This is a genomic window from Catenuloplanes indicus, assembly GCF_030813715.1.
Taxonomy (GTDB): Bacteria; Actinomycetota; Actinomycetes; order Mycobacteriales; family Micromonosporaceae; genus Catenuloplanes; species Catenuloplanes indicus.
Genome location: NZ_JAUSUZ010000001.1, coordinates 6963863 through 6990330, shown reverse-complemented (window position 1 = coordinate 6990330; position 26468 = coordinate 6963863). Strand labels below are relative to the sequence as shown.

Sequence of the window (26468 nt, the reverse complement as noted above, 5' to 3'; positions counted from 1 at the left end):
ACGGGCGCTGCGCGCCCGAACATGCGCGAGACAGCGGCCGGCCGCGCGGCCGGATCAGCCCGGCACGGTGAAGAACTGAGTGCGGGCGGTGCCGGGGGCGAGCTGGGACGGGGACTGCGAGGTCGGACGCCAGGTCTGGACCACCGCGTAGCGGCGGCCGCGTGGCACGGTCGCGTCGAAACCGCCGCACGCCTGCTGGATGTCCTCACGGCTGAAGGTCGCCGTCGGGCAGGTGAAGGGACCGGCCACGGTACGACCGGAGGACTCCTCCACCAGGTGCAGCGAGGCGACGACGGACGTGCCCGGGAGCGCGGAGATCACGCCGCTGAGGCGGACGGCCGGGCCGACCGCGTAACAGGTCTGGATCACGGCCGGGCGGCTGGTCGCCCACTGCATCACGGAGTCGCAGCGGGTCGGGCCCCAGGTGTAACTGACCGCCTCCGGCGTGGCGGCCGCACTGGTGGCGACGGGCGGCGCGGAGGTGCGCGCGATCGGCCGGGCCGGCACGCTGGTCGGCGCACCGGTCGGCGCGGGGGACGCGCCGGCCGTGGCGGGCTGCGGTTTCGGTGCGTGCACGGCCGGTGCCGAGCTGCGCTCCGGCACGATGACCGGGACCGGTGCGGGCGTGGTCGAGTGCGGCGCCGCGGCCGCGTGGTGCTCGGCGGCGTTGTGCCGGATCGCGAGCGCGACCGCACCACCCATCACCGCGATCGCGGCCAGCCCGGCCAGCGGCGTCGCCACCCGCCGCCGCAGCGTCCCGCCGGCCCCGGACGTCGTGCTTCGGCGACGCCCACGCGCCCGGCGCGGTGTGCTGCCACCGTCGCCGTTCCGGCCGTCTCCACCGGCACCGCCATCGCCACCCGCACCGCCATCGCCACCGGCACCGCCATCGCCACCCGCACCGCCATCGCCACCCGCACCGCCATCGCCACCGGCACCGCCACCGACGCGGCCCTCGCCGCTGTCACCGTGGCCGTCGCCACCGACACGGCCCTCGCCGTCACCGCCGGCACGAGACGGATCGGCTCTCGTGTCCGAGGCCGACGCGACAGCGGCCGGTTGCGGCTCGGGTGAATGGGGACTTCCGCCGCGCAGCGGAATCTCGGCATCTCCCCCGCCGACCGTCCTCCCCCCGGCACCCGGCGAGACCGGCGGCTCGGCGATCCGGCCCGGCGCGGCCGGGATCGCGGCATCCTGGCCGGGCAGGGCCGCAAGCGCGGCCTCCTGGCCCGGCGCCGCGGAGGCGACCACCGCGTCCTGATCCGGCGCGGCCCGGACCACGGCATCCTGGCCGGGTAGGGCCGCGAGCGCGGCCGGGACCGTGGCACCCTGACCCGGCAGAGCCGCGAACGCGGCCTCCTCACCCGGCGCCGCGGAGGAGATCACCGCGTCGTGACCCGGCGTGGCCGGATGGCCGGTGGCCCCGCCCGGAAGCGGCGGGACGGGCTTCTGGCGAGGCAGGACGGGGAGAGGGCTGTCGGTGAGGGAGTCGTGGAGCGGGTCGAGGGCGGGGAGGCCGGCGGTGGCGTCGGCGAGTGCGCGGAGGCGGTCGATCAATTCGGCGGCGGTGGGGCGGTGGGTTGGGTCGGAGGCGAGGCAGGATTCGATGATCTGCCAGGCCGGGAGCGGGACCGGTGCGGGGCGCGGGAGCGTGAAGCCGTGGAGGGCGGCGTACGGGGTGGCGCCGGCGAACGGGGGCCGGCCCAGCAGGAGTTCGAACAGCACGATGCCGAGCGCGTAGACGTCGGCGGCCGGCATCGGGCGTCCGCCCGCGATCACCTCGGGGGCGAGGTATCCGGCCGTGCCGATCACGGCGCCGGTCGTCGTGAGCCGGGCGCCGTCGAGCACCCGGGCCACGCCGAAGTCGGTGAGCCGGACCGTCGGGTCGGCCGCGCCGGGGCTGGTGAGCAGGATGTTGTCCGGCTTCAGGTCGCGGTGGACGACGCCGCGGCGGTGCGCGTGGCTGAGCGCGGCGGCGGTCTGGCCGAGGATGACGGCGGCCTCCGCGGGTGGGAGCGTGCCGGCGGCGCGGAGCCGACGGCGCAGGCTGCCGCCCGGGATCAGGTCCATCACCAGGCCGAGCGAGGAGCCGACGGTGAGCAGCTCGCGGACGCCGACGATGTGCGGGTGGCGGAGCATGCGCAGGATCGCGCGTTCCTGCACGAACCGCATGACGATCTTCGGCTCGCCGGCCAGGTCGTCGCGCAGCAGCTTGATCGCGACCTGTTCGCCGGTGGAGGAGTCGAGGGCACGCCAGACCGTGCCGGTGGCGCCGCCGCCGATCTCCTCCTGCAGCGCGTAGGCGCCACCGATCCGGCGGGGCGGCGGCACCCCGGCCGGGTCGGTGGCTGGCGAGTCGGAGCGGCTCATCGGCGGGTTCCTTCGCATGAGGGGAAGACGCGGAGTGGAGTCGCGTCATTGCGCCCGGTATTCCTAACCAATGGGAAAGCACCATGCAACCGACACATCGGGGCATATCGCCAAGTAGCCCCATACCGGTGAATCCGAAGTCGCAAACGCGACTAATCGAGCTGGGGCAGCACCTTCGCGCCGAACGTATCGATGAACTCGCGCAGATCCTGCCCCACGTGGTGCAGGTAGATCTCGTCGAAGCCCAGGTCCGCGTACCCCCGGATGAGGTCGAGGTGTTCGCCGAGGTCGGCGGAGACGTTGACCACCTCGCGCACCTGGCCGATGCCGACCTTCTCGGAGACGACGTCGAACGCCTCCGCGGTGTCCAGGTCCCAGCAGACCGGCGGCTGGAACACGTTGCTGCGCCACTGGTCGAGCGCGATCGCCTCGGCCTTCTCCAGCGACGGGTCCCAGGAGAGGTGCACCTGCAGGTGCAGTTTCCCGCGGCCACCGGCCTCCCGGTAGGCGTCGATCATGCGGCGCAGGTGCTCAGCCGGCGCGTTCACGGTGATCAGGCCGTCCGCCCACTCGGCGCACCAGCGCGCGGTCTCCACGCTGACCGCGGCGCCCACCAGCTGCGGCGTGATCTCCGGGCGCGACCACAGCCGGGCCCGGTCCACCTTGACCAGGCCGTCGTGGCTGACCTCCTCGCCGGCCAGCAGCGCGCGGATCACGTCCACGCACTCGCGCAGCCGGGCGGTACGCACGTCCTTGCGCGGCCACGGGTCGCCGGTGATGTGCTCGTTGCTGGCCTCGCCACTGCCCAGCGCGGCCCAGAACCGGCCGGGGTACATCGCGCCCAGCGTGCCGATCGCCTGCGCGATGATCGCCGGGTGGTAGCGCTGGCCGGGCGCGTTCACGATGCCGAACGGCAGCGAGGTGGCCTGCATCGCGGCGCCGAGCCACGTCCAGGCGAACGCGGATTGCCCTTGGCGGGCGCTCCACGGGGAGAAATGGTCGGAGGACATGGCGGCCGCGAAACCGGCGGACTCCGCCCTGGTCACGAAGTCGAGCAGCGCGGCCGGGCCGATCTGCTCGTGCGAGTTGTGGATGCCGTATACCGTCACGCTCCCCTCCGTACCCGCGAAGGTTTTTGATCATGCTTGTGCGTTTCGCCCTTATCAGCCGCCCGGCGGGGTGCCAAGAGCAACACGCCGGAGTGCTGGTCGTCACCCCGGCGGTCACGAACTCTGCGAGCGGCGGGAACCGGCGGTACCGTTGTTTCGTGCCAGTTGCCAGCCGCTCCGGACGCCTCACCTGGGTGACCCGGCGCACGCTGCGTCTGGCCGGGGCGTTCGCACTGTTCGTGCTCGCCTTCGCCGGCGGGTGGCCATCCAGTACCACGGATGCATCCGCGGCCCCTCGGGTCGCCGCCACCGCCCCGGCGGGCGGCATCGACCTGGTGCCGGCCGGAGCCGTCAGGACCGGGGGCATCACCCCGGCCGGCTCCGCCGTCGACCTCGTTCAGGCACCGCTGCCGGCCGACCGGCAACCGGCACTGCCGGGCTCGTTACCGCTGTTCGCGGTCGCGGCACTGCTGCTGGTCACGCTTCCGGAGTGTCGCGGCACCGCCGCCCGCACCGCCCTCGACGGGCCGCGCGGCGACCGGGCGCCTCCGTTGTGTCTGGCTTGACCCCTCGCTGAGGTCACCCCGCGTGATCAGCTCTGCACTCTCACATGACTGTGTCGCCGCCGTGCGGTGATGCCACCCTGCCTTCCCGGTCCCCCCGGGCTCCACCGCCATTCCTCACTGATGAGGTTCATGACATGGACGGCTTCTTCCAGCAGGCCAACATCGACGAGGTCCTCGGGCTCGGTCGCACGGCCTCGCTGACCTGGCTGGCCTTCTTCGCGTTCGCGATGCTCGCGCTCTTCGGCCTGTCCCTGCTCAGCCGCGACCGGGAAGCGGTCGCGGAACAACGCGCGTACCGGCGGCACCGCCGCCGGCACCGCCAGCGTCTGCGTGCCGCGCGTGCCGTCGCGGCGCGCACCGGTGTCCCGACCGAGGCCGTGGTCTCCAAGCCGCTGCCCGGCGAGACGCGGGTGTCGACGCTCGCAGAACTCCAGCGGTACGCGAACGAGGTCGCCACCGCGGCGCTGCACGCGGAGCAGACCGCGGCCCGCTGCCGCACCGAGTGGGAGGCGGCCGAGCGCATCCAGCAGTCGGCCTGGCGTGCGCTCCAGCTGGCCACCGAGGCGGCCGAGCGGGCGAACAAGGCGTCGATGTTCCCGTCCGTGGTGGACGAGATCGAACAGTCCAGTGCGGAACCGAGCGCGGACGAGCTGGAGGAGCGCCGCCGGCACCTACGGCGCGCGGCGACCCGGGCGTTCCACCGTGGAGAGATCCGCTACGACCAGCTGAGCGCGGTGCTCTCGTTCGAGGGTGAGTGGTCGCCGAGTCTGTCCCCCCTGGAGCACGAGCGGTCGCTGCTGCGCCTCGCGCAGGAGCGGCTGTCCGCGGCCTACCAGGAGGCGACCCGGGTCGAGCGCCGCGCGTGGGAGGTGGCCGCGACCGCGTCCGCCGCCAAGACCAGCCTGGCGCAGGAGGCGACGGAGGCGGAGCTGACCGCGTCGCTGGCCGCCGCCGAGGCCGCCGCGCCCAAGGGGCTCGCGGCAATGCTGGCCAAGGTCGGCGCGGTGCGCCTGCCGCGGCCGGGTGGCGACGGCCGGATCCGCCGCATGGTGATCCCGGCCGAGCCGGTGAAGACCGTGGAGACGGTGGAGACCGTACTGCCGGCCGCGCAGCCGGTGGTGGCCGAGGACGTCGAGTCGACCACGGACCTGTCGGCGCTCACCGGCGCGGCGCGGTCCGGCGAGGACGTCGAGGCGACCGGCGACCTGACCGCGATCGCGGCCGAGGTGGCCGCGTCCACCACGTCCGTGTCGTCCACGACGGACGTCACGGAGGTCGTGGAGACCAGCCCGGCCACGGCGGTCGCGGACGCGACGGCTGCCGCGGAGACCGGGGCCGGCGCGGAGAAGGCGGAGGCCGTGTCCGCCACCACCCCGGACCTGGACGCGACCGTGGAGTGGGAGATCGAGGCGAGCGCGGTCGTCGCGGCCGCGCAGGCCGAGATCGAAGCGGCCGCGTCCCGCACCGAGGACGCCTCGCCGGAGGACGCGGCCGCGCTCGCGCCGGCGTCGCTGCCGGTGATGGGCATCGCCCGGGTGCCGCTGCGCACGGTGCCGGGCATCCCGGTGCCTCGCACCGCGGACGAGCGCACCGGCGACGCACCGACCGTGTCCGCGCGGGCCGCGGTGACCGCGCCGGGCGCGGTCGTGGCCGGCCGCGCCGCCGTGGTCACGCCGCGCGTGGTCGCGGTGGTCGGCGCGAGCCAGAAGGACGAGCCGGCCGCCGGCTCCGATGCGGACGACGACGACCCGACGAACAGCACGGTCACCGTGCTGGCATCACGCTGAGGCCATCCGGATCGGAGCACACGACGAGAACGGCCGCCCGGGACATCCGGGCGGCCGTTCTGTCGTACGGGGTGCTCACATCGAGACGACGACCGCGCTCTCCGGCGGCAGCTCGACCACGTCGCGGGTGAGGACCGTGCCCGGCTCGGTCGCCAGCAGCACGGACCGGGGCACTGCCCGCAGGCTGATCCGCTGCTGGACCGGCGCCAGGTTGGCCGCGACCACGCAGTCGCCGCGGCGCATCACGACGTACTGGTTGCCGTGCCACACCTGCACCCGGTCGAGCCGCGGCTCGGACAGGTCGGCCCGCGACTTCCGCAGCGCGATCAGCTTGCGGTAGGTCTCCAGCATGGCCGCGTGCGCGGGCTTGCCCGGCTCGGCCCAGTCGAGCTTGGAGCGCTGGAACGTCTCCGGGTCCTGCGGGTCCGGCACGTCGCTCTCCGCCCAGCCGTGACTGGCGAACTCCCGCCGCCGGCCGTTCTTCACCGCCGCGGCCAGCTCCGGCTCGGGGTGGCTGGTGAAGTACTGCCAGGGCGCGGTCGCGGCCCACTCCTCACCCATGAAGAGCATCGGCGTGTACGGCGAGGTGAGCAACAGCGTCGCGCCGACCTTGAGCAGCCCCGGTGAGAGCGTGCTGGAGAGCCGGTCGCCGATCGCCCGGTTGCCGATCTGGTCGTGGTTCTGCAGGTACGCCACGAACCGGTGACCGGGCACGAGCGAGCGGTCGATCTGCCGCCCGTGCCGCCGCTGCCGGAAGCTGGAGAACGTGCCCGCGTGGAAGAACGCGCCGGTGAGCACGGTGGCCAGACAGTCCAGCGAGCCGAAGTCCGCGTAGTAGCCCTGCCGCTCGCCGGTGAGCAGCGTGTGCAGCGCGTGGTGCACGTCGTCGTCCCACTGGGCGTGCAGCCCGTAGCCCCCGGCCTCGCGCGGTGTGATCAGGCGCGGGTCGTTGAGGTCGGACTCGGCGATCAGCGAGAGCGGGCGGCCGAGGTGGGTGGCGAGCGCCTCCACCTCGGTGGCCATCTCCTCCAGCAGGTGCACGGCGCCGCGGTCGGCGAGCGCGTGCACGGCGTCCAGCCGCAGGCCGTCGACGTGGTAGTCGCGCAGCCACATCAGCACGCTGTCGATGATGTAGCGTCGGACCTCGCCGGAGCGCGGGCCGTCGATGTTGACCGAGCTGCCCCACGGCGTCTGCGTGCCCTCCAGCAGGTACGGCGCGAACATCGGCGCGTACGCCCCGGACGGGCCGAAATGGTTGTACACGACGTCCAGGACCACCCCCAGACCGCGTGCGTGGGCGGCGTCGACGAACCGCTTCAGACCGTCCGGCCCGCCGTAGCTCTCCTGCGGGGCGAACCAGCAGACGCCGTCGTAACCCCAGTTGTGATCGCCGTTGAACGCGGCCACCGGGAGCAGCTCGACCATGTCGACGCCCAGCTCGACCAGGTGGTCGAGGCGGGCGATCGCGGCGTCGAACGTGCCCTCCGGCGTGAACGTGCCGACGTGCAGCTCGTAGAGGATGCTGCCGGGCAGCTGCCGGCCGGTCCAGGTGCGGTCGGTCCAGCCGAACGCGGCCTGATCGTAGACCCGGCTGGGGCCGTGCACACCGGCCGGCTGCCACTCCGAGCGCGGGTCGGGCAGCGGCTGGTCGTCGTTGTCGTCGAGCAGGAACGTGTAGTCGGTGCCGGGCCCGGCCTCCGGCACCTCGAGCTGCCACCAGCCGTCGTCGGAGCGCTTCATCTCCCGGACGTCGCTGCCGCCGAGGCGGAGCCGGACGCGTGAGTCAGGGGCCCACACGGCGAAATTCGTCATCGAATCAACACGCTTTCCGGCCGCTTATCCGCGCCTGATCAGGAGAGCCACGGGATATGTGTCCAGCACCTCGGCGAGCGTCAGCCGAGAACCACTGTAGTCGCGTCCCGTGAACGAATCGATGTATTCGCGGTCCGGAAGTTTCAGCGATGTTTCACCCCAGCCGCCTTGACGCGCGAGTCCCATCGGGAGCCGGGTCGCGACGACGCATGCTCCGCCGCGGTCGAACGCGATCGCGTGTGCCGCGGCCGGGCCCTCCACGTGCAGCGGGGTGTAGCCGGTGAACAGTTCGGGGCGGTCCCGGCGGGCGCGCAGCGTACGGCTGGTGACCAGCAGTTTCGCGGCGCCTGACGGGTCGATTCCGGGCAGTTCGCCGCCGTCGATGCGCTCCAGCATCGCGCGCCGGGCCGCGAAGTCGACCGGCCGGCGGTTGTCCGGATCGACCAGCGAGTTGTCCCACAGCTCGGTGCCCTGGTAGACGTCGGGAATCCCGGGCATCGCCAGCTGCACGACCTTCTGGCCGAGCGAGTTGACCCATCCGGAGAATGTGATCGATTCGGCGAACTCGGAGATCTCCCGGCACAGTTCGGAATCGTCGTACACCCGGTCGACCAGATTCGCCAGTGCGCGTTCGAAATCGGCGTTCGGATCGGTCCAGCTCGTGGAAGTTCCAGCCTCACGGGCCGCCTTCTCCACGTACGCCTTCAGTCGTTCCCGCTCGATCGGCCACGCGCCGACCGCGGTCTGCCACAGCAGGTGCGCCAGCGAGGGGTCGCCGAACCCGGACGCCTCGGTCCACCGCGTCGCCATCGCGGTCCACTCGCGCGGCACCTCGGACAGCACGGCCAGCCGCGCACGTACGTCCTCGGAGCGCTTGGTGTCGTGCGTGGAGAGCGACGTCATGCTCTCCGGCGCGCGCGCCGCCGCGGCCGCGTGGAACTCCGACGGGCGTACGCCGAACCGCTCCGGGTCGCCGCCGACCTCGTTCAGCGCGACGAACCGGGTCCACCGGTAGTACGCGGTGTCCTCCACGCCCTTCGCCATCACCGCGCCGGTGAACTGCTGGAACCGCACGGCCAGCTCGTCCACCGGGTTGCGCAGCCGCGCGGTGAGCGCGTCCAGGCTCCGGCCCATGCCGGGGCGGCGGCGGCCGGCCTCGGAGCGCGCCTTGGCCAGGTGCCGGGCACCGTCCGGCAGGTAGGAGCGGTAGACCGGGAAGTCCGCGGCCAGCTCGGCCAGGCCCTCGCGGGCACCGGCCACCTCACCGGCCAGCCGGGTCAGCCGGTTCAGCTCCGCCGCGAGCATCCTGGTCGCGGCCGCGTACTTGGTGGCGTGGGTCAGCTCGGCCCAGGAGATGCGCTTGCCGGTCAGGTGGTGGTCCAGGCCGGTGAACGCGGGCGCGGCGGCCGTGTCGATGAACAGGCCGCAGACCTCGCGCATCGCGTCGTAGCCGGTGGTGCCGCCGATCGGCCAGCCGGGCAGCTTCTCGCCGGTCTCCAGGATCTTCTCGATCACGATCCACGCGTCCGGCGCGGCCCGGCGCAGGCGGCGCAGGTAGTCGGCCGGGTCGCGCAGGCCGTCCGGGTGGTCGACCCGGATGCCGTCCAGCTCGCCGTCGTTGTACCAGCGCAGGATCTCCGCGTGCGTGGCGTCGAAGACGGCCGGCTCCTCCACGCGCAGCCCGGCCAGCGTGGTGATCGCGAAGAACCGGCGGTAGTTCAGGTCGGTGTCGCCGCGCCGCCAGTCGACCAGCTCGTAGTGCTGCCGGTCGTGGATCTCCCGCGGCGTGCCCTCGCCGGTGCCCGGCGCGACCGGGAACCGGTGCTCGAAGTAGTGCAGGTCGCCGTCCTTGAACTCCAGGTCGTCCAGCGGCTCGCCGTGGTCGGCCAGCACCGGCACGACCAGGCGGCCGCGGGTCCAGTCGATGTCGAACCAGCTCGCGTACGGCGAGTCGCGGCCCAGCCGGAGCACGTCCCACCAGGCCGGGTTGCTCGGCGGGTCGGCGATGCCGGCGTGGTTCGGGACGATGTCGACGACCAGCCCGAGACCGGCCTCGCGCAGCGCGCCGACCAGCCGCCGCCGGCCCTCCTCGCCGCCCAGCTCCGGGTTGACCCGGGTGTGGTCGGCGACGTCGTAGCCGTGCGCCGAGCCGGGCACGGCGGCCAGCAGCGGCGCGGTGTAGCAGTGCGTAACCCCGAGATCGGCGAGGTAACCGGCGATGTCAGCGGTGGCGTAAAGGTCGAATCCGGGTCTGACCTGGACCCGGTACGTGGCTGCGGGCGTCGTCATCTCACACCGTCCTGTCCAGCACGACGATCGAACGATCCGGCACCCAGAACCGGCCGCCGGCCTCGGCGACGACGGGGTTGTCGGGTGACGGGTCGGCGGTCTCTATGACCTTCTCCCACTTCTGCCCGTACTCGGTGGGCGGAAGCGTGAATTCCAGGGGTGCGTCGTGCGCGTTGAAGCAGAGGAGGAAGGACTGGTCGGAGTGCCGCTGGCCGTACTGGCCGCGTTCCTTGATGCCCTCGCCGTTGACGAACAGCGCGACCGCGCGGCCGAAGTCGTTGCCCCAGTCGCCGTCGTTCATCTCGCGCCCGTCCGGCGTGAACCAGGCCAGGTCCGGCAGCGCCTCACCGCTGCCACGGCCGCCGACCGGCAGGCCGGTGAAGAACCGCCGGCGCCGGAAGACCTGGTGCTTCTTCCGGAAGGCGACCAGCGTACGGGTGAAGTCGAGCAGTTGCTCGTCGACGTTCTCCCAGTCGATCCAGGCGATCTCGCTGTCCTGGCAGTACGCGTTGTTGTTGCCCTGCTGGGTGCGGCCCAGCTCGTCGCCGTGCCCGATCATCGGCACGCCCTGCGACAGCATCAGCGTGGCCAGGAAGTTACGCCGCTGCTTCGCGCGCAGCTCCAGCACGCCCGGGTCGTCGGTCGGGCCCTCGGTGCCGCAGTTCCACGACCGGTTGTGGCTCTCGCCGTCCCGGTTGTCCTCGCCGTTCGCCTCGTTGTGCTTGTCGTTGTACGACACCAGGTCGTTCAGCGTGAACCCGTCGTGGCAGGTGACGAAGTTGATGCTGTGGAACGGACGGCGGCCGTCGTCCTGGTAGAGGTCGGCGGAGCCGGACAGCCGGGACGCGAACTCGGCCAGCGTGGCGGGCTCACCGCGCCAGAAGTCGCGCGCGGTGTCCCGGAACTTGCCGTTCCACTCGGTCCACACCGGCGGGAAGTTGCCCACCTGATAGCCGCCCGGGCCGACGTCCCATGGCTCGGCGATCAGCTTGACCTGGCTGATGATCGGGTCCTGCTGCACCACCTCGAAGAACGTGGAGAGCCGGTCCACCTCGTAGAACTCGCGGGCGAGCGTGGCCGCGAGGTCGAAGCGGAAGCCGTCCACGTGCATCTCCTGCACCCAGTAGCGCAGTGAGTCCATGATCAGTTGCAGCGTCTGCGGGCCGCGCATGTTCATGCTGTTGCCGGTGCCGGTGAAGTCGACGTAGTACTGCCGGTCCTCCTCGGAGAGCCGGTAGTAGGCCGCGTTGTCCACGCCCTTCATGGACATGGTCGGGCCGAGGTGGTTGCCCTCCGCGGTGTGGTTGTAGACCACGTCCAGGATGACCTCGATGCCCGCGGTGTGCAGCGCCTTGACCATGCCGCGGAACTCCTGCACCTGCTGGCCGAGATAGCCCAGGGCGGAGTACCCGTGGTACGGGGCGAAGAAGCTGATCGTGTTGTAGCCCCAGTAGTTGCGCAGGTTCAGGTCGTGCAGCCGGTGGTCGTGCACGAACTGGTGCACCGGCATCAGCTCGATCGCGGTGATGCCGAGCTTCTGCAGGTGGTCGATCATGGCCGGGTGCGCGATGCCGGCGTACGTGCCGCGCAACTCCACCGGGATGTCCGGGTGCCGCTTGGTCAGGCCCTTCACGTGCGCCTCGTAGATCACCGAGTGGTGGTACGGCGTGCGCGGCGGCCGGTCGTTGCCCCAGTCGAAGTACGGGTTCACCACGACGCCCTTGGGCATGTACGGCGCCGAGTTGATCTCCGACATCCGGCTCGGGTCGTCCAGCTGGTAGCCGTACAGCGCCGGGTGCCACTGCACGTCGCCGTCGACCGCCTTCGCGTACGGGTCGAGCAGCAGCTTGTGCGGGTTGCAGCGGGCGCCGCTGCCGGACGGGTCGTAGGGGCCGTAGACGCGGTAGCCGTACCGCTGGCCCGGCTGCACGCCCGGCAGGTAGGCGTGCCAGACGAACGCGTCCACCTCCTGCAGCTCGATCCGCTGCTCCGCCCCGATGTCCCACTCGTCGAACAGGCACAGCTCCACCGACTCCGCGACCTCCGAGAAGATCGCGAAGTTGGTCCCGGTGCCGTCGTACGTCGCACCCAGGGGATAACGACGTCCTGGCCATGTCTGCATGTGTGCTGCTCCCCCTCGCCGTCGCGGACGCCCGCGAACCCATCCTCGCCGGATCGGACCCGCACCGCCGCCACGCCACGCGACGGTGATCCCGGACACCCGTACCCCCGGGTCGCACGTGTGCGCATGCCGAAGGGCGAGGCGCTTATGCCCCGAGAGTCACCGCGCTAATCCACCCAGTTGCAACGAGTGGATTTCGCTCGCCGTACCCCTGAAGTTCCTCATGGACGGGAGCCAAAATCTTGCCGAGAAGCTGATAACGTCGAGCGCATCGCCTGCCAACGTTGGGTCCTCACCTGCCAGTGAAGACCCCGATGGGTCGTGTCGCGATCCAATCGATCACAGAGGGCTCGTGCTGTTGAACGCACCGCTGATCTTCGGTCCCCAGGTGTGCGCCTCCCTGTCGGAGGGAGCCGGCGCGTCCCGCGAATGGCTGGTGCCGGACGGCGTCGGGGGTTACGCCATGGGCACCGTATCCGGCCTGCGCACCCGGCGATACCACGCCCTGCTGGCGGTGGCCGACGCCGCGCTCACCGAACGCCACGTCGCACTGGCCTCGCTGGACGCCACCGTGACGCTCCCCTCCGGAGCCCGGGTCCAGCTCTACACGCACGAGTGGGCGTCCGGCGCGGTCGCGCCGGACGGCCACGCGTACCTGGAGCTGTTCGAGCTCGCCGACGGGCTGCCGCGCTGGCGCTGGCGGATCGGCGACGTGGTGCTGGAGCGCGAGCTGGCGATGGCGCACGGCCAGCCGTCGCTCGGCGTGGTGCACCGCCTGATCTCCGCGCCCGGCCCGGTGCACCTCTCGCTGGCCGCGATGTGCACCTGGCGCGACGCGCACGGCGAGCGCCGGGCGGACGGCACGCCGCTGACCGTGGAGACGGTCGCGGACGGCGTCGTGGTGGAGAACGCGTACCGGCTGGCCGGTCCCGGGTGGACGGCCGCGGGCCAGTGGCACCTGGACGCGTTCGCGCGCGCCGAGGCGGAGCGCGGGCTGAACCCGGTCGAGGACCTCTGGCACGCCGGCTCGTTCACCGCCACGCTCGAGGTCGGCCGGGCGCTGGAGGTGTCGGCCTGGGCCGGTGACCTCGGCGAGCGCCCGCCGCCGGCGGCCACCATCGTCGCGGCCGCGCACGACCGCGCGCACAAGCTGGTCACCGGCGCGGACCCGGCCGACTCCACCGCGGCCACGCTCGCGCTCGCCGCGGACGCGTTCATCGTGGACACCGCGAGCGGGCCGGACGTGGTCGCCGGCTACCCCTGGTTCACCGCCTACCTCGGCGACACCATGACCGCGTACGAGGGACTGTTCCTGGACACCGGCCGCGGCTCGGAGGGCGCCGCGCTGCTCCAGGCGCGGGTCAACGCCGCGGTCGAGGCCGCGGACGCCGGCCTGCTGCACGACCCGGTGGACGGGCCGCTCTGGCTGGTGCACGCGGTCGAGCGGCACGTGACCCGGCTCGGTGACACCGACCTGGCCGCCGCGCTCGCCGACCCGCTCACCGACCTGCTGCTCCGGCACGTCGGCCTGGGCCAGGCCACCCGGCCGGCACCGCGCGAGCAGAAGCCGGCGGAGGCGCGGTCCGCGCTGGCCGCGATGCTGCAGACGCCGACCCAGGCGCTCACGCCGATAACGCCGGCCCAGCGGCAGGCACCGGTGCTGCTGGTCAACGAAAGCGACGGCCTGCTCCGGCACGACTCCGAGCGCAACGCCCTGACCTGGATGAACGCGCGGCTGAACGGCGTCGCGGTGACGCCGCGCACCGGCAAGCCGGTCGAGGTAAACGCGCTCTGGATCAACGCGCTGGCCGGCCTGACCGGGCTGCTGCGCGCGGCCGGCCGGGAGAACCCGGACCTGACGAAGGCGCACGAGACCGCGCTGGCCTCGTTCCAGCGGCGGTTCGTCGCGGAGGAGGGCTGGCTGTACGACGTGGTGGACGCGCCGCCCGCGCTCTACCCGCTCGGCGGCACCGCGCACGACGACGTCTGCTTGCGGCCCAACCAGCTGCTCGCGTTCAGCCTGCCGCACGCGCCGCTGCGCGGCGAGGCAGAGCCCCGGCCGATCAACGTGGCCGGGTCCGCGCTGCTCACCCCGATGGGCGTGCGTTCGCTGGCGCCGTCCGAGTACGGGTACATGGGCACCCACCGGGGCAACCGGATCGTCCGGGACGCCGCGTACCACCAGGGTGTGGTCTGGCCCTGGCTGGTCGGCCCCTACCTGGACGCGTGCATCGCGGCCGGGCTGCCCACCGACGGCGTGCTCACCGGCCTGGAGGCGCACCTGGGCGAGTGGGGGCTCGGGTCGGTCAGCGAGACCGCGGAGGGTGACGCACCGCACGCGGCCACCGGCTGCCCGTTCTCGGCCCGCTCGGTCGCCGAGCTGAACCGCATTCGCCACCGTCTCTGACCTGCGCTCACGGGGCGCCGTCCGGTCAGCCGGACGGCGCCTCGATCTGTCCGATCCCCGGTTTCGCGGCGTGGCCCGGCGGCCGATATTTGAGTGCCCCTACTCATCCGGCGGGGGCGCGGGCTGCGAGAGGCTACGGCGCATGATCATGACTCGGGTGGGCATCACGGCCGCGGCCGCCGCGCTGCCGGAGCGCGAGGTGGAAACCGCCGACCTGCAGCGGCAGGTCTCCGAGGCCAGCGGACTGCGCCTGCCGGACGGCATGTTCGAGCAGCTCACCGGCGTACGGCGACGCCGGATCGCGGGCGACGGCGAGTACGCTTCCACGCTCGCGGCCGCGGCCGCCCGGCGCGTGCTGGACGACGCCGGCCTCGACCCGCTCGACGTCGACGTGCTGCTCTTCGCGTCCGCCAGCCGGGACATGGCCGAGCCGGCCACCGCGCACATCGTGCAGGCCGCGCTCGGCTCGCGGGCGCACGCGCTGGACGTGACGAACGCATGCAACAGCTTCATCAACGGCATCGACCTGGCCCGGTCACTGATCATCGCGGGGCGGGCCGGGCGCGTGCTGGTGGCCACCGGCGAGACGCCGACCCGCGCGATGCGGCCCGCGCTCACCGGCATGCAGGAGCTGCGGGACGCGTTCGCCGGGTACACGTTCGGCGACGGCGGCGCGGCGGTGCTGGTCGAGGCGGTGCCGCGCGGCGGCATCCTGGACGTCGACACGGAGACGCACTCCGAGCACTGGCAGGTCGGCGGCATCCCGGGCGGCGGCTCCCGGCTGCCGCGCGGCGACGAGCACACGTACTTCAGCGGCGAGGGGCACACGCTGCGCGCGGTCTTCGAGAAGGTCGGCGCCGGCATCTTCGAGCGGGTGGCCGCCCGCACCGGGCTGGACTGGGACGACTACCGGCACGTGCTCGTGCACCAGGTCACCGGGCCGTACCTGGAGCGGTTCGTGGAGATCACCGGCGTACCCGAGGCGAAGCTGGTGCCGACGCTGCCGACCCTGGGCAACCTGGCCAGCGCCAGCCTCGGCGTACAGCTGACCCGGGTCTTTCCCGGTCTTCGCACCGGCGACCGGGTGCTGCTGGCCGGTCTCGGCGGCGGCATCAGCATGATGACCATGGTCTGGGAGAAGGCCTGATGCTGGACCGGCTGCGCGTCGCGCTGGCCCGCGACACCGACTGCCCGGCCGTGCTCGGCACCACGGTCACCGGCCGGCCCCGCGTCCGGGCCACGCGCGGGCACCTGCACGACCTGACCGAGGGGTACGCGCGGGCGCTGCACCACCGCGGCCTGCGCGCCGGTGACACGCTCGGCGTCGCCGTCATCCCCGGCCCGGCCGCGCTCGCGCTGATGCTGGCCGCGCACCGCCTCGGCGTGTGCACCGCGATCCTCGACCCGGCCGCCGGGCCGGACGTGCTGCTCGCCCGCCTCCGGCTCGCGGCACCTGCGCTGATCGTGGCGGACGGCGCCGCGCAGGCGCTCGCGTCCTGGGCCGCGCCGCTGGCCCGCCGCGCCCGGCTGGCGCTGCCCACGCTCGGCGATCTGGCACCGGTGGTCACGCTCGGCCGCCGCTGGCCCGGCTCCGCACCGTCCCTGGAGATACCAGCCGGGGGTACGCCGCCGGTCTTCGACGGGGACGGCGACGCGGTCATCGTGTTCACGTCCGGCACCACCAGCAGCCCGCGCGCGGTCGTGCACGGCCGGGCCGGCCTGGACGCGGGCATGCGCGCGGTCACCGAGCTGGTCCGGCCGGTGCCGGGCACGCCGGTCGCCGGTGGCACGTTCTTCGTGCTCGCACCGGCGCTGGCCGAGGGCGCACCGGTCGCCATGCCCGCGGGCCGGCCGGCCACGCTGGCCCGGCAGCTCGCCCGGCTGGCGCCGCAGGCCACCTACCTGACGCCGCCGGAGCTGCGGGCGGCGCTGAACGCGGGCGCGCGGTTCACCGGGCGGGTCTACAGCGGCTCCGCGCCGGTGTCGGCCGCGCTGATGTCCCGGGTCCGGCAGGCGGGCGCGGACGAGGCGTGGGGGGTGTACGCGCTGACCGAGGTCTTCCCGGCCGCGGCGGTCGAGTCCCGGGAGAAGATCCCCTTCGCGTCCGCTTCGGCGGACGGCGGTGATCTGGTCGGCGCGCTGCTGCCGGGGATCTCCGCGCGCAAGGACGCGGGCGGCGTGCTGGAGCTGCGGGGGCCACAGATGTGCCATCGCTACCTCGGGCAGCCTCCGCACGGCTGGGTCTCCACCGGCGACCTCGCGCGACTGGAGGCCGGGCGGGTGGTGCTCTCCGGGCGGGCGAAGGACATGATCCTGCGCGCGGCCGAGAACATCTACCCCGGCCTGTACGAACCGTCGCTGCACGTGCCGGGCGTGGCACTGGCGCTGATCGTCGGCGTACCGGCGTTCGACGAGGACGAGACCGTGGCCGCGGTCATCGAGCTGGAGCCGGGCGCGTCCGAGTCCGCGGTCCGGGTCGCGCTGCGCGGCCCGCTCGCCCGGATGGGCGCGGCCCGCCCGGACCACCTGGTCTTCGCCCCGGTCCCGGTCTCCGGGCGCTCCCGCAAACCCGACCGTGCCGCCGCGTCCGCGCTGGCGGCCCGCGCGCTGTCACCCCGATGAGGGCGCGGGCCCGGGACCGCCGGGTGTACCTGAGCGGGCATCCGGTGCTGTTCGCGCTGCTGGCGGCGGTGCGCCACCGTGCGGTGACACGGCTCGGCGGTACGCTGCTGGTCAACGGCACCGACGCGTTCGTCGAGGCGATGACGCGGGTGCCACTCGACCGGCGGGCGGACGGCACGACCGGCGCGATCGCCCGCGACCTGGCCGACGCGGACCTGCTCTTCGACCAGGACGGCGCGGCACACCGGAACGCGCGGCGCGACCTCGCAGCGCGGCTGAGCAGCGCGGGGGTGGAGCGGCTCCGGCCGGTGTGGCGATCCGTGCTGGACCGGCGGCTCGGCGCGCTGCGCGACGGCGGGCGGGCCGACCTGGTCGACATGACCGCGGAACTGGCCGGCAGCACGGCGGCAGCGCTGCTCGGCATCGACGCCGACCCCCGAGAGCTGTCCCGGGCCGCGCGCACCGCGGCCGCGGCGGCGGCCCGGGCGCACCTGCCGGGAATCCGGCTGCCGGCCCGGCGCGGCCACGACCCGGCCACCGCGGCGCGGGCGCTCACCACGCTGCTCGCGAACGCACCCCGGGTGGCGCGGCCGGGCGCCGGCCGGCCGGGGAGCGGATGTCCGGTGGCGCGCGCGGACGCCGGGCCGGAGACGGGGACCGGGCTGGCCTCGATGCTGGCGGTGGCGGCGATCAACACGACGGTCGCGGCGATACCGCGGGCGGTGGCCTGGTGTGCCGACGACCGGCTGTGGGAGCACGCCGCCGCGGGCGGGGAGCGGCTGGACGCGCTGGTCTCGGAGCTGCTGCGGGTCGTCGTACCGACGCCGCTGCTGCCCCGGGCCGCGGGCGGCGACGGGGTGATCGGCGGCTGCCCGGTGGCGCACGGCGACCGCCTGATCCTGGTGACCCGGCACGCCACCGGCGCGCACCACCGCGACCCGGACCCGGCGGACCCGGCGCCACCGCACGTGGCGCAGCTGGTCTTCGGCACCGGCCCGCACGCCTGCCCGGGCGCCGCGCTGGCCCGCGCACAACTGCGCGACGTGCTCGCGGCCCTCGCCCCGCTGCACCCGGCGGTCGTCACCGCCCGCCCGGACCGCGGCGCCGCCCTCCCCGGCTGGCGTGTCCTCACGATCGAGGCGACCACCCGCGGCGTGCCCGCCGCGACCATTCGGACCGGTGCAAGCCACCCGCCCGGTGCAAGCGGCGCCACCCCCGAGGCCGGCGCGTGATCGGGCCAGGTGTGCGGGTCGCGGTGACCGGGGCCAGCGGGTTCTGCGGTGGCTACGTGGCGCGGGGCGCGCGGGCGCTGGGTGCCGACGTGGTGTGCCTCGGGCGCCGGCCCGGGCCGGACGGGACCCGGCACGTGCGGTGGGACGCGGCGGCCGGGCCGCCCGACCTGAGCGGCGCCGACCTCGTCGTCCACCTCGCGGCTGCGGTCGGCGATCCGGCGCCCGGGCGGCGGGCCGAGCGGGCGTTCCACGCGGTCAACGTGGACGGTACGCGGTGGCTGCTGGACGCGGCCGGAGCGCGGCCGGTGGTGTGGGTGAGCAGCGGCAGCGTCTACCGGGCGCACGACGGCGTGGTCACCGAGGACCATCCGGTGGACGGGCAGCGCACCGCGTACGGCCGGACGAAGGCGGCCGGTGAGCGGCTGGCGCTGAACGCGGGCGCGGTGGTGCTGCGGCCGCGGGCGGTCTACGGGCACGGCGACCCGCATCTGCTGCCCCGGCTGCGGCGCGCGGTCCGGCGGGGCGTGATCCGGCTGCCCGGACCGGACACGCTGCTGAGCCTCACCGCGGTGGAGAACCTGGCGGACGCGTGCCTGCGGGCGCACGCGTGGCCGGCCGGGCCGTACAACATCGCGGACTCGCGTCCGTACCCGCGGAACGAGACGGTCGCCCGCGTGCTGCCCGGCGTACGGGTGCACGAGATCCCGCTGCCGGTCGCGCTGGCCGCGGCGGCGCTTCGGGCCCGCGGCGTCACCCGCTACGCGGTGGAACAACTGGCCCACGGCCTGGTGCTGGACATCGGACGGGCGCGGGCACGCGGCTGGGAGCCGGCACGCCACCTCGGCGACTTCCTGGGCGGGGCCGGCGCCGGTCCACGCTGACGGCCGCCCGCGGGACTACGCGACGCCGAGACCGTCCGCCGAGGTCGGTGCGGGTTCCTGGGGGATGGCCTCGATCGCCTTCGCGGCCTCGGCCATCATGCCCTCGGAGGCCAGCGCGAACGCGGTGAGCGAGCGCAGCAGCGCACGCCGGGAACCGGCCGGCATCCTGGTCAGCACCGCCTCTATCGCCACCACCCGCTGCTGCCGCAACTCCTCCAGCAGGTTCACCGCGGTGGACGTCAGCGTAAGATGCACCTCACGCCGGTCGTGCCGGTCGGGCGCGCGGGTGAGCAGGCCGGTCGCGGCGAGCCGGTCGCACAGCCGGCTGGCCGAGGACGGCACCACGTCCAGCGCCTCGGCGAGCCCGCCGAGGTTGAGACCGGGGTGCCGGGCGAGAATGGTCAGCACCCGGAACTGGGTGGCCGAGACCGGCAGCCGCGGGTCGTTCCGGGCGGAGTCGAGCACGTCGAGCAACGGCCCCACGGCCGCCTCCACGGCGACGGCCAAGTCAGCCACGCTCTTCATAACCCGAGCGCATACCCAGGTCCCACGGATTCAACCCGGTGAAAACGAATCAGTCCGTACCGTGCCAATCAAGACAGACGATCACGGCGTCGTCGTCCGGGTCCGCGTCGTCGTGGTAGTCCTGCAGTCCGCGCATCACGGAGCCGACCGCCTCGGCCGGTGGCTGCAGCCGGGTGGCGCGCACCGCGGCCAGCATCGCCGCCTCGCCGAACGGCTCCCGCTCGCCGGGCGCGGCCGCGTGCACGCCGTCGCTGACGATGAACAGCCGGTCGCCGGGCTCCAGCAGGAACGACTGGGTGGCGTAGCGCGCCTCGCCGAACATGCCGAGCGGCAGCTGCTGGTCCAGCGTGATCGGGGACAGCTTCGGGCCGCGGATCCGGAACGCGCGCGGTGACCCGGCGTCGACGGCCCGGACCCGCCCGGTGTTGAGGTCGGCCTCGAGCAGCAGCGTGGCCACGTGCTTCTCGCCGCCGTGGTGTGCGAAGACCGTGTCCGAGGCCAGCTCGGCCTGCTCGACGATGTCGCCACCGGACCGGCGCGCGTTGCGCATCGCGTTGATCGCGAGCCCGGACAGCGCGGACGCGGCCAGGCCGCCGCCGTACCCGTTGAGGACCGTGATCGTCAGCTTCTCGCCGGTGACCGCCCAGTCGAAGTGGTCGCCGGCCACCTGGTAGGCCGGTTCCAGCTGGCCGGCCAGCTCGAAGCGCGGGTGGCTGAGGCTGCGGCCGGGCAGCAGGTCCCACTGCATCTCCGCGGCCATGGTGAGCCGGTCCCGGCGGCGGGCCAGGCGGTAGCGGTCGGTGTCCCGGTCCGCGGCACGGATCGCGATCGCCAGCTCGTCCGCGGTCTCGGCGAGCCGGTCCAGATCGAGGTCGTCACCGTCCAGCACGAGCACGCCGACCCGCTCGCCCCAGACCGTGAGCGGCAGGAACACCCGGCCGTCCTCGATGATCAGCTGCTGGCCGGCGAAGCAGCGGGCGGAGGCGCCGCGGTCGCGCAGCACGCCGCCCACCGGGTCCTGGTGACCGTCCAGCACCGGCCAGAGCCCGGAGATGCGGTAGTCGGCCAGCAGCACGTCCACGCGCTCGACGCCGTACCACTCGCGGAGGTATGCGTCGGCGGCCTCGACCAGGCGGTCCGGGGCGGTCGCCCGCAGCAGCGCACCGAAGTCGTCGTCCGCCGCCATCGGCACCACCCTCCTCCGGACCGTCGACCCGCGCGGCGGCGCCCCGTTCCTCACCTTGCCAGCGGTTTTGCCGGCGGTCCAGGTCCGTCCCGGGACCAACGGCCCTGTTACCCAGACACGCGCGGTTGCAAGACTCGGTTCGAGCCCGAGGAGGCTGCGATGGAACGGATCGCGATCGGTTACGACGGCACACCGGAGTCGGAGGCGGCGCTGCGGTGGGCGGCGCGGACGGCGGCCCGGCAGCGCGGCGCACTGCGGGTGGTGACCGCCTGGCCGGCCCGGGACCGGGACGCGGCGCGGGCGGCCGGGACACTGCCGGCCGAACGGGAGCGGCTGCAGCGCGCCCAGGCGGACGCGATCGAACGGGCCGTGCGCGGCCTGCCGTCCCGGCCTCCGGTCATGCGCGAGCTGATCCTGGGCGAGCCCGAGTTCGCACTGGCGCACGCGGCGGCGAACGCGGCGCTGCTGGTTCTGGTGCCCGGTCAGCGGGTACCGCGGACCCGCACGACGACCGTGGCGGCGCCGGTCACCGAATGATGATCGGCGTGGAGCGGGCGATCTGGATGTCGCGGCCCTGGCCGTACTCGTACGAGTTGACGATCGCATCCAGCCAGAAGATGTACGGCTCGCCCTTCGTCAGCCCGGTCACGGTCCGGGTGATGGTGGTGCATCCGTCGCCGGCCGGGACGTCCATCCAGTTCGCCGGCGCCTGCTCGCCGTAGTAGATGGTCTGCGGGATCGCGGCCAGCCGGTACGACTGCACGGCCGGGTCGCCCACGTTGACCCAGGTGACCGTGGCCTGCCCGGCGCCGGGCGTGACGGTGAGCCCGTTCAGTACGTTCGGCCGCAGGTTGCCCCGGCACTCCGGCGGGAGCGGGCTGACCGACACCGACGGCAGCGGGTCGAGCGTGAGCACGCCGGACGGCGTGGGACTGGTGATCGGCGCGCCCGGGGTCGGGCTGGCGGCGCGCGGCCCGTCCAGCACGCGCGTGGTCCACTCGCCCGCGGCCGCGCCGGAGTCCGCACCCGAGCCGGACGTGGTGCTCTCCGTGGTGAGCCCGAGCAGACTGCAGCCGGACAGCGCCAGCAGCAGCGCGATCCCGGCGATGCCGAGGCCGGTGGCGCGTGGGGTGAGGTTCATCGTCCGGCCCTTCCGTGGTCGGCACACCGCCGTCCGTGGCGGTCGTGACTCACGGATCGGCCGGGCCTCAGCCGTCCTGAGCCGAACGGTCCCACAGGTCGAGCTGGAGTGCGGTGTGCCGGGGCGCGGTGAAGCCGAGCGCGCGGTAGCCGGGCTCGCCGTCCGGCGACGCGTGCAGCGTGACCCGGGCCACGCCCCGCTTGGCGAACCACTCGATCAGGTCCTCCATGCACGCGCGGGAGAAACCCCGGCGCCGGTACGCCGGATCGGTCGCCACGTTGAAGATGTAGCCGGACTCGCCGCTCAGTGAGTGCGGGCTGGCGATCCGGGTGTCCACGCTGCCGACCGCGCACGCGGCCAGCCGCTGCGGGTCGTCCGGCCGGTCGACCACGAACGCGGCCAGCAGCCCGGCCGAGTCGGCGAGCCGGGCGCGGAACTGCCGCTCCGCGATCTCCCGCCACTCCCCCGGCGGCGGCTCCTCGCCGTCGAACGCGTCCCGGATCATCACGGCCCGCAGCCGCACCAGTTCCGCCGCGTCCGATGGGCCCGCCCGCCGTACCGTGATCATTCACCGACCCTAGCCAACCGAGGTCACGGACGGCCAAGGAGACGCCGACGGGTTTTCGCCACCACCCTCGGATCGTGCAGGGAGGCCGCCCGCGGCCGACCGGTGCCCGCGGGAGCATGCGGAACGTGCCGGCGCCGGAAGCGGGTACATGTCATAGAAGGTTTTTCAGCAGTTGTTCGCCGGCCGGCCAGGGACCGTAACCGGCCGCGCTGTGCAGGTGCCCGGCGTCACCCGCGTCGATCAGCTGGGCACCCCAGTCCAGCGCGTAGTCGCGGGACTCCTCGAACTCCGCGTAGGGGTCGGTGCGGCTGGCGACCACGATCGCCGGGAACGGCAGCGCGGTGCGCGGCACGTCGATGGCCGGCTCGTCGGGATCGTCCGGGCCGGGCCGCCACTCGGGATCGATGTACGGCGGGGCGACCAGCAGTGCGCCGCGCACCGGCCCGGCGTGCCGGCTGGCCCAGACGACGGTGGTGATGCAGCCGGCGCTGTGCGCGACCAGTACCGCCGGCGTGCGCGCGGCGGTGATCGCCCGGTGCAGCGCGGCGACGCGCAGCTCGAGGTCGAAGAGCGGGCCGCTGGGACGGGGCACCCACTGGTAGTCGGGGTTGGCGGCGGCCCAGCGGGACTGCCAGTGGTCGGGTGCGGCGGCGCTGCGCCCGGGTACGAGAAGTATCCGTGCCACGGTCCACATCATAGACAACCATCGCTCCACCGTGGAGTCGGAAGTGCGTCACTTAAGGTAGTTGATTCACTACGGAGCGACATGGTACGCGAACTCGATTGGTGGACGGCAAATATTCTTGAAGAAAAGTGGTTTGAGCCGGAGAGCCAGCGGCTATCAAGGGTGCGCCGAGCCCCCGGTCGATGTCGTGCACCAACCATCGACTCGCGCCCCCGGGGCACGGAGGACATCGAGGTGCCGGGAGGACCACCATGACCACGACGACGACGCAGGACACGGCAGCGGCCGACGTCAAGCCGCAGCCGATCGCCCGTGCCGCCCAGGCGGACAAGGCGACCGAGCTTCTTCAGACGCTGTGCGCGATGCCGGCCGGGCATCCGTCCCGCGAGGCGCTCCGCGACAGGGCGATCGAGGCGTGGCTGCCGCTCGCCCGTCACCTGGCGCTGCGCTTCTCCGGCCGCGGCGAGCCGATGGACGACCTGGAGCAGACCGCGACGATCGGCCTGATCAAGGCGATCGACAAGTTCGACCCCGAGCGTGGCGTCGACTTCGCCGGCTACGCGATCCCGACCATCATCGGCGAGATCAAGCGCTACTTCCGCGACCGGACCTGGGACGTGCGGGTCCCGCGCCGGCTGCAGGAGCTGCGGCTGGCCATCTCCGAGGCGAACAGCACGCTGCTGCAGTCGCTGGGCCGCTCGCCGACGGTCGCGGACATCGCCGCGCACCTGAAGGTCACCGAGGAGGAGGTGCTGGAGGGCCTCGAGGGCGCCCGCGCCTACACGGCCACCTCGCTCTCCACCCCGGCCACCGCGGACGGCTCGACCGAACTGGGCGACACGCTCGGCGGCGTCGACCGGGAGTACGAGCTGGCCGAGCTGCGCGTGGCCCTGGGCCCGGCGCTGGCGACGCTGGACGAGCGCGAGCAGAAGATCCTGACGCTCCGCTTCTACGGCAACCTCACCCAGTCGCAGATCGCGGACCAGATCGGCGTCTCGCAGATGCACGTCTCCCGCCTGCTGGCCCGTGCGCTCACCAAGCTCCGCGGCCACTTCGGCCCGGACGGCTACTGACTTCACCGCAACACACCGGACCGCGCGCCGGCCAGGTTCCCCCGTGCCTGGCCGGCGCGCTTTTTCATGCGCTTTTCACGTTTTTTTCACGCGGTTCCGGCCGCCCCGGATCCCGGTAGGCACCCGGGTGGTGCCGTAGACTGCTCTCCCGCACGCCACCCCGAATCGAGGAATCCCCGGTGATGATGTCCACCTCCACCCAGCCGGTCCGCATCCTCGTGGTGGACGACGACCCGGGCGACGTGCTCATGATCGAAGAGGCCCTGGAGGCCTCCGGCAGCCCCAAGCACGTCGACGTGGTCAGCGACGGCCAGGAGGCGCTCCAGTTCCTCCGCCGCGAGGGCAAGCACGCCGAGGCAACCCGCCCCGACCTGATCCTGCTCGATCTGAACATGCCCCGCGTCGACGGCCGCCAGGTGCTGGCCGAGGTCAAGTCCGACGAACGGCTCCGCCTGATCCCGATCGTGGTCCTGACCACGTCGAAGGCGGACACGGACATCCTGTCCAGCTACACGCTCCAGGCCAACGCGTACGTGACCAAGCCGATCGACCTGGACGAGTTCGAGAACGTGGTGCGCAACATCGACGAGTTCTTCGGGCAGATCGTGGTGCTGCCGAAGCAGTCCTGGTCCTGAGGAGCCGCTGCTCGATGAAATATCGGGCGCGCAGTGGCCCGATCACCCCTCCACGCGACCCGCGGCGCTAATCGACCAGTTCCTTGATGGCCGCGTGGAAGGCTTCCTGGTGCCGCGCCACGTCGTCCAGCGTCGTGTCCGGGCACATCAGCGCCATGTTCTGGCCCGGCGTCAACAGCACCCCCCGGTTCGCCAGGTACACGTGCAGGTACTCCTCCAGCTCCGGGTCGGCCGCCGCGACTGACTGCGTGCCGTTCCGGGGTGCCGGTGAGGTGAAGCGGTAGTCCACGCGTGCGCCCAGCTGGCACACCGACCAGGACAGCCCGTGCCGGTCCAGCACGAGCCGGACGCCGGCCGCGAACGCCCGGGCCATGGAGATCATGTGCTCGAAGGCCGCGTCGGTCAGCACCGACGTCAGTGTGGCGCGGGTCGCGGCCATGGAGAGGGCGCCGCCGGCGAGCGTGCCGCCGATGCCGCCGGCGTCGGAGAGGTCGAGGTCGGAGCGGGTGGCGAGCGCGTCCGCGAGTTCGGTGGTGATGCCGTACGCGGCGGCCGGGACGCCGCCGCCGATCGATTTGCCGATGGTGACCACGTCGGGCTGGAGTTCCCAGGCGCGGGTGGCGCCGCCGGGGCCCTCGGAGAACGTGTGCGTCTCGTCGTTGATCAGGTAGGTGCCGTGCCGCTGGGTCAGTTCGCGCACCTTGGCCAGGTAGCCGATCTCGGGTGTGACGATGCCGGCATGGGTGAGCGCGGGTTCCATCAGCACGGCCGCCACGTCCCCGTGCGCGAGTTCGCGGGCGAGACCGTCCACGTCGTTGAATTCGGCGACGCGGCTGGTGGTGAGCACGTCGGCCGGCGCGCCGACGTTGCCGGCGCGGTGGCGCGGGCGGCCGTCCGGGCCGATCACGATCAGGGTCTCGTCGACCGAGCCGTGGTAGCAGTGGCTGTTGACCAGGATGCGTGGGCGGCCGGTGACGGCGCGGAGCAGGCGGATCGCCCACCGGTTCGCGTCGGTCGCGGTGAGCGCGAAGCTCCACAGCGGGAGTCCGAACCGGCGGGAGAGTTCGGCGCCGACCACTTCCGCGTCCTCGGTCGGGAGCATCGCGGTCAGGCCGCCGAGGTCGGCGGTCCGGCGGCGTACGGCGTCGACGACCGGCGCGGGTGAGTGACCGGCCATGGCGGCGGTGTCGCCGAGGCTGAAGTCGGCGTGGTCATGGCCGTCGAGGTCGGTGACGTGCGCGCCGCGGGCGGTGGCCAGGTAGAGCGGGAAGCCGGCGGCGGTGCGGTTCGTCCAGGTCATCGGCGTGCGGCCGAAGAGGTGCTCGGCGCGGGCGTAGGCAGCCGCGGAGCGTGGGTTGCGGTCGGCGTAGGTGGCGCGTTCGCGAGCCAGCAGCGTGGCGAGACGCCCGCGATCAATCATGGACGGCCCTCCGATCCGGCGGGTGAGGGCTCAAAATA

Annotated in this window: 21 protein-coding genes; 10 read left to right on the top strand and 11 right to left on the bottom strand. The window is 73.3% G+C overall.

Annotation, left to right across the window (positions count from 1 at the left end; translation table 11 throughout):
* Positions 1-54 precede the first annotated feature (54 nt).
* The gene (locus J2S42_RS31740; RefSeq protein ID WP_307245066.1) at positions 55-2370 is read right to left on the bottom strand and encodes a serine/threonine-protein kinase; all 2316 of its coding nucleotides are present in this window, start codon (positions 2368-2370) and stop codon (positions 55-57) included.
* A 152-nt stretch (positions 2371-2522) separates the two neighbouring features.
* Entirely contained in the window at positions 2523-3479 is a 957-nt protein-coding gene (locus J2S42_RS31735) for a TIGR03885 family FMN-dependent LLM class oxidoreductase (protein ID WP_307245064.1), read from the bottom strand.
* A 158-nt stretch (positions 3480-3637) separates the two neighbouring features.
* Between J2S42_RS31735 and J2S42_RS31730 the strand changes: the two genes are divergently transcribed.
* Together J2S42_RS31730 and J2S42_RS31725 are read left to right on the top strand one after the other, a co-directional pair.
* Complete coding sequence (locus tag J2S42_RS31730) at positions 3638-4045, top strand: hypothetical protein (RefSeq protein ID WP_307245062.1); 408 nt, start codon at positions 3638-3640, stop codon at positions 4043-4045.
* 134 nt (positions 4046-4179) lie between these two features.
* The gene (locus tag J2S42_RS31725) at positions 4180-5832 is read left to right on the top strand and encodes a hypothetical protein (RefSeq protein WP_307245060.1); all 1653 of its coding nucleotides are present in this window, start codon (positions 4180-4182) and stop codon (positions 5830-5832) included.
* Positions 5833-5907: 75 nt separating this feature from the next.
* Here the strand turns inward: J2S42_RS31725 and treZ are convergent, their stop codons facing one another.
* From treZ to glgX, 3 genes are read right to left on the bottom strand one after another with little or no spacing between them, the layout of a single operon-like run.
* Positions 5908-7644, bottom strand: coding sequence for a malto-oligosyltrehalose trehalohydrolase (gene treZ / locus J2S42_RS31720; protein WP_307245058.1), 1737 nt, complete (start codon positions 7642-7644; stop codon positions 5908-5910).
* Positions 7645-7668: 24 nt separating this feature from the next.
* Positions 7669-9933: a malto-oligosyltrehalose synthase gene (gene treY / locus J2S42_RS31715; protein ID WP_307245056.1), complete on the bottom strand. Its 2265-nt coding sequence runs from the start codon at positions 9931-9933 to the stop codon at positions 7669-7671.
* A 1-nt stretch (position 9934) separates the two neighbouring features.
* Entirely contained in the window at positions 9935-12055 is a 2121-nt protein-coding gene (gene glgX, locus J2S42_RS31710) for a glycogen debranching protein GlgX (RefSeq protein WP_307245054.1), read from the bottom strand.
* 352 nt (positions 12056-12407) lie between these two features.
* Here glgX and J2S42_RS31705 point away from each other — a divergent pair, with 352 nt between their 5' ends.
* From J2S42_RS31705 to J2S42_RS31685, 5 genes are all read left to right on the top strand, one after another.
* Positions 12408-14462 (top strand): amylo-alpha-1,6-glucosidase, encoded by a 2055-nt coding sequence (locus J2S42_RS31705; protein ID WP_307245053.1) that lies wholly within the window; start codon positions 12408-12410, stop codon positions 14460-14462.
* Positions 14463-14604: 142 nt separating this feature from the next.
* On the top strand, positions 14605-15609 hold the full coding sequence (locus J2S42_RS31700) for a 3-oxoacyl-ACP synthase III family protein (RefSeq protein ID WP_307245051.1): 1005 nt from the start codon (positions 14605-14607) through the stop codon (positions 15607-15609).
* The gene (locus J2S42_RS31695; RefSeq protein ID WP_307245049.1) at positions 15609-17084 is read left to right on the top strand and encodes an AMP-binding protein; all 1476 of its coding nucleotides are present in this window, start codon (positions 15609-15611) and stop codon (positions 17082-17084) included. The genes J2S42_RS31700 and J2S42_RS31695 overlap by 1 nt, the downstream gene beginning before the upstream one ends.
* Positions 17081-18316, top strand: coding sequence for a cytochrome P450 (locus J2S42_RS31690; protein ID WP_307245047.1), 1236 nt, complete (start codon positions 17081-17083; stop codon positions 18314-18316). The genes J2S42_RS31695 and J2S42_RS31690 overlap by 4 nt, the downstream gene beginning before the upstream one ends.
* 23 nt (positions 18317-18339) lie before the next feature.
* On the top strand, positions 18340-19197 hold the full coding sequence (locus tag J2S42_RS31685) for an NAD-dependent epimerase/dehydratase family protein (RefSeq protein WP_307245045.1): 858 nt from the start codon (positions 18340-18342) through the stop codon (positions 19195-19197).
* A gap of 15 nt (positions 19198-19212) precedes the next feature.
* Here the strand turns inward: J2S42_RS31685 and J2S42_RS31680 are convergent, their stop codons facing one another.
* Both J2S42_RS31680 and J2S42_RS31675 read right to left on the bottom strand, forming a co-directional pair.
* Entirely contained in the window at positions 19213-19722 is a 510-nt protein-coding gene (locus tag J2S42_RS31680; RefSeq protein ID WP_307245043.1) for a MarR family transcriptional regulator, read from the bottom strand.
* 49 nt (positions 19723-19771) lie between these two features.
* On the bottom strand, positions 19772-20908 hold the full coding sequence (locus J2S42_RS31675) for a PP2C family protein-serine/threonine phosphatase (RefSeq protein ID WP_307245041.1): 1137 nt from the start codon (positions 20906-20908) through the stop codon (positions 19772-19774).
* A 159-nt stretch (positions 20909-21067) separates the two neighbouring features.
* Between J2S42_RS31675 and J2S42_RS31670 the strand changes: the two genes are divergently transcribed.
* The gene (locus J2S42_RS31670; protein ID WP_307245039.1) at positions 21068-21445 is read left to right on the top strand and encodes a universal stress protein; all 378 of its coding nucleotides are present in this window, start codon (positions 21068-21070) and stop codon (positions 21443-21445) included.
* Here the strand turns inward: J2S42_RS31670 and J2S42_RS31665 are convergent.
* The 3 genes from J2S42_RS31665 to J2S42_RS31655 form a co-directional block, all read right to left on the bottom strand.
* On the bottom strand, positions 21435-22049 hold the full coding sequence (locus J2S42_RS31665; RefSeq protein WP_307245038.1) for a fibronectin type III domain-containing protein: 615 nt from the start codon (positions 22047-22049) through the stop codon (positions 21435-21437). The genes J2S42_RS31670 and J2S42_RS31665 overlap by 11 nt on opposite strands.
* A gap of 67 nt (positions 22050-22116) precedes the next feature.
* Entirely contained in the window at positions 22117-22617 is a 501-nt protein-coding gene (locus J2S42_RS31660) for a GNAT family N-acetyltransferase (protein WP_307245036.1), read from the bottom strand.
* 151 nt (positions 22618-22768) lie between these two features.
* Positions 22769-23302, bottom strand: a complete 534-nt coding sequence (locus J2S42_RS31655; RefSeq protein ID WP_307245035.1) for an RBBP9/YdeN family alpha/beta hydrolase — start codon at positions 23300-23302, stop codon at positions 22769-22771.
* Between the two features lie 362 nt (positions 23303-23664).
* Between J2S42_RS31655 and J2S42_RS31650 the strand changes: the two genes are divergently transcribed.
* Positions 23665-24375 (top strand): SigB/SigF/SigG family RNA polymerase sigma factor, encoded by a 711-nt coding sequence (locus tag J2S42_RS31650; protein WP_370879447.1) that lies wholly within the window; start codon positions 23665-23667, stop codon positions 24373-24375.
* A gap of 182 nt (positions 24376-24557) precedes the next feature.
* A complete protein-coding gene (locus J2S42_RS31645) occupies positions 24558-25010 on the top strand; it encodes a response regulator (RefSeq protein ID WP_307249151.1) in 453 nt (150 codons plus the stop codon).
* Between the two features lie 67 nt (positions 25011-25077).
* Here the strand turns inward: J2S42_RS31645 and J2S42_RS31640 are convergent, their stop codons facing one another.
* Positions 25078-26430, bottom strand: coding sequence for a transaminase (locus tag J2S42_RS31640; protein ID WP_307245031.1), 1353 nt, complete (start codon positions 26428-26430; stop codon positions 25078-25080).
* Positions 26431-26468: the final 38 nt, after the last annotated feature.

Coding starts and splice junctions, on each gene's coding strand:
- J2S42_RS31740 (WP_307245066.1), bottom strand. CDS start 2,370: ATGAGCCGCTCCGACTCGCCAGCCACCGACCCGGCCGGGGTGCCGCCG.
- J2S42_RS31725 (WP_307245060.1), top strand. CDS start 4,180: ATGGACGGCTTCTTCCAGCAGGCCAACATCGACGAGGTCCTCGGGCTC.
- treZ (WP_307245058.1), bottom strand. CDS start 7,644: ATGACGAATTTCGCCGTGTGGGCCCCTGACTCACGCGTCCGGCTCCGC.
- treY (WP_307245056.1), bottom strand. CDS start 9,933: ATGACGACGCCCGCAGCCACGTACCGGGTCCAGGTCAGACCCGGATTC.
- glgX (WP_307245054.1), bottom strand. CDS start 12,055: ATGCAGACATGGCCAGGACGTCGTTATCCCCTGGGTGCGACGTACGAC.
- J2S42_RS31700 (WP_307245051.1), top strand. CDS start 14,605: ATGATCATGACTCGGGTGGGCATCACGGCCGCGGCCGCCGCGCTGCCG.
- J2S42_RS31695 (WP_307245049.1), top strand. CDS start 15,609: ATGCTGGACCGGCTGCGCGTCGCGCTGGCCCGCGACACCGACTGCCCG.
- J2S42_RS31690 (WP_307245047.1), top strand. CDS start 17,081: ATGAGGGCGCGGGCCCGGGACCGCCGGGTGTACCTGAGCGGGCATCCG.
- J2S42_RS31680 (WP_307245043.1), bottom strand. CDS start 19,722: ATGAAGAGCGTGGCTGACTTGGCCGTCGCCGTGGAGGCGGCCGTGGGG.
- J2S42_RS31675 (WP_307245041.1), bottom strand. CDS start 20,908: ATGGCGGCGGACGACGACTTCGGTGCGCTGCTGCGGGCGACCGCCCCG.
- J2S42_RS31670 (WP_307245039.1), top strand. CDS start 21,068: ATGGAACGGATCGCGATCGGTTACGACGGCACACCGGAGTCGGAGGCG.
- J2S42_RS31665 (WP_307245038.1), bottom strand. CDS start 22,049: ATGAACCTCACCCCACGCGCCACCGGCCTCGGCATCGCCGGGATCGCG.
- J2S42_RS31660 (WP_307245036.1), bottom strand. CDS start 22,617: ATGATCACGGTACGGCGGGCGGGCCCATCGGACGCGGCGGAACTGGTG.
- J2S42_RS31650 (WP_370879447.1), top strand. CDS start 23,665: ATGCCGGCCGGGCATCCGTCCCGCGAGGCGCTCCGCGACAGGGCGATC.
- J2S42_RS31645 (WP_307249151.1), top strand. CDS start 24,558: ATGATGTCCACCTCCACCCAGCCGGTCCGCATCCTCGTGGTGGACGAC.
- J2S42_RS31640 (WP_307245031.1), bottom strand. CDS start 26,430: ATGATTGATCGCGGGCGTCTCGCCACGCTGCTGGCTCGCGAACGCGCC.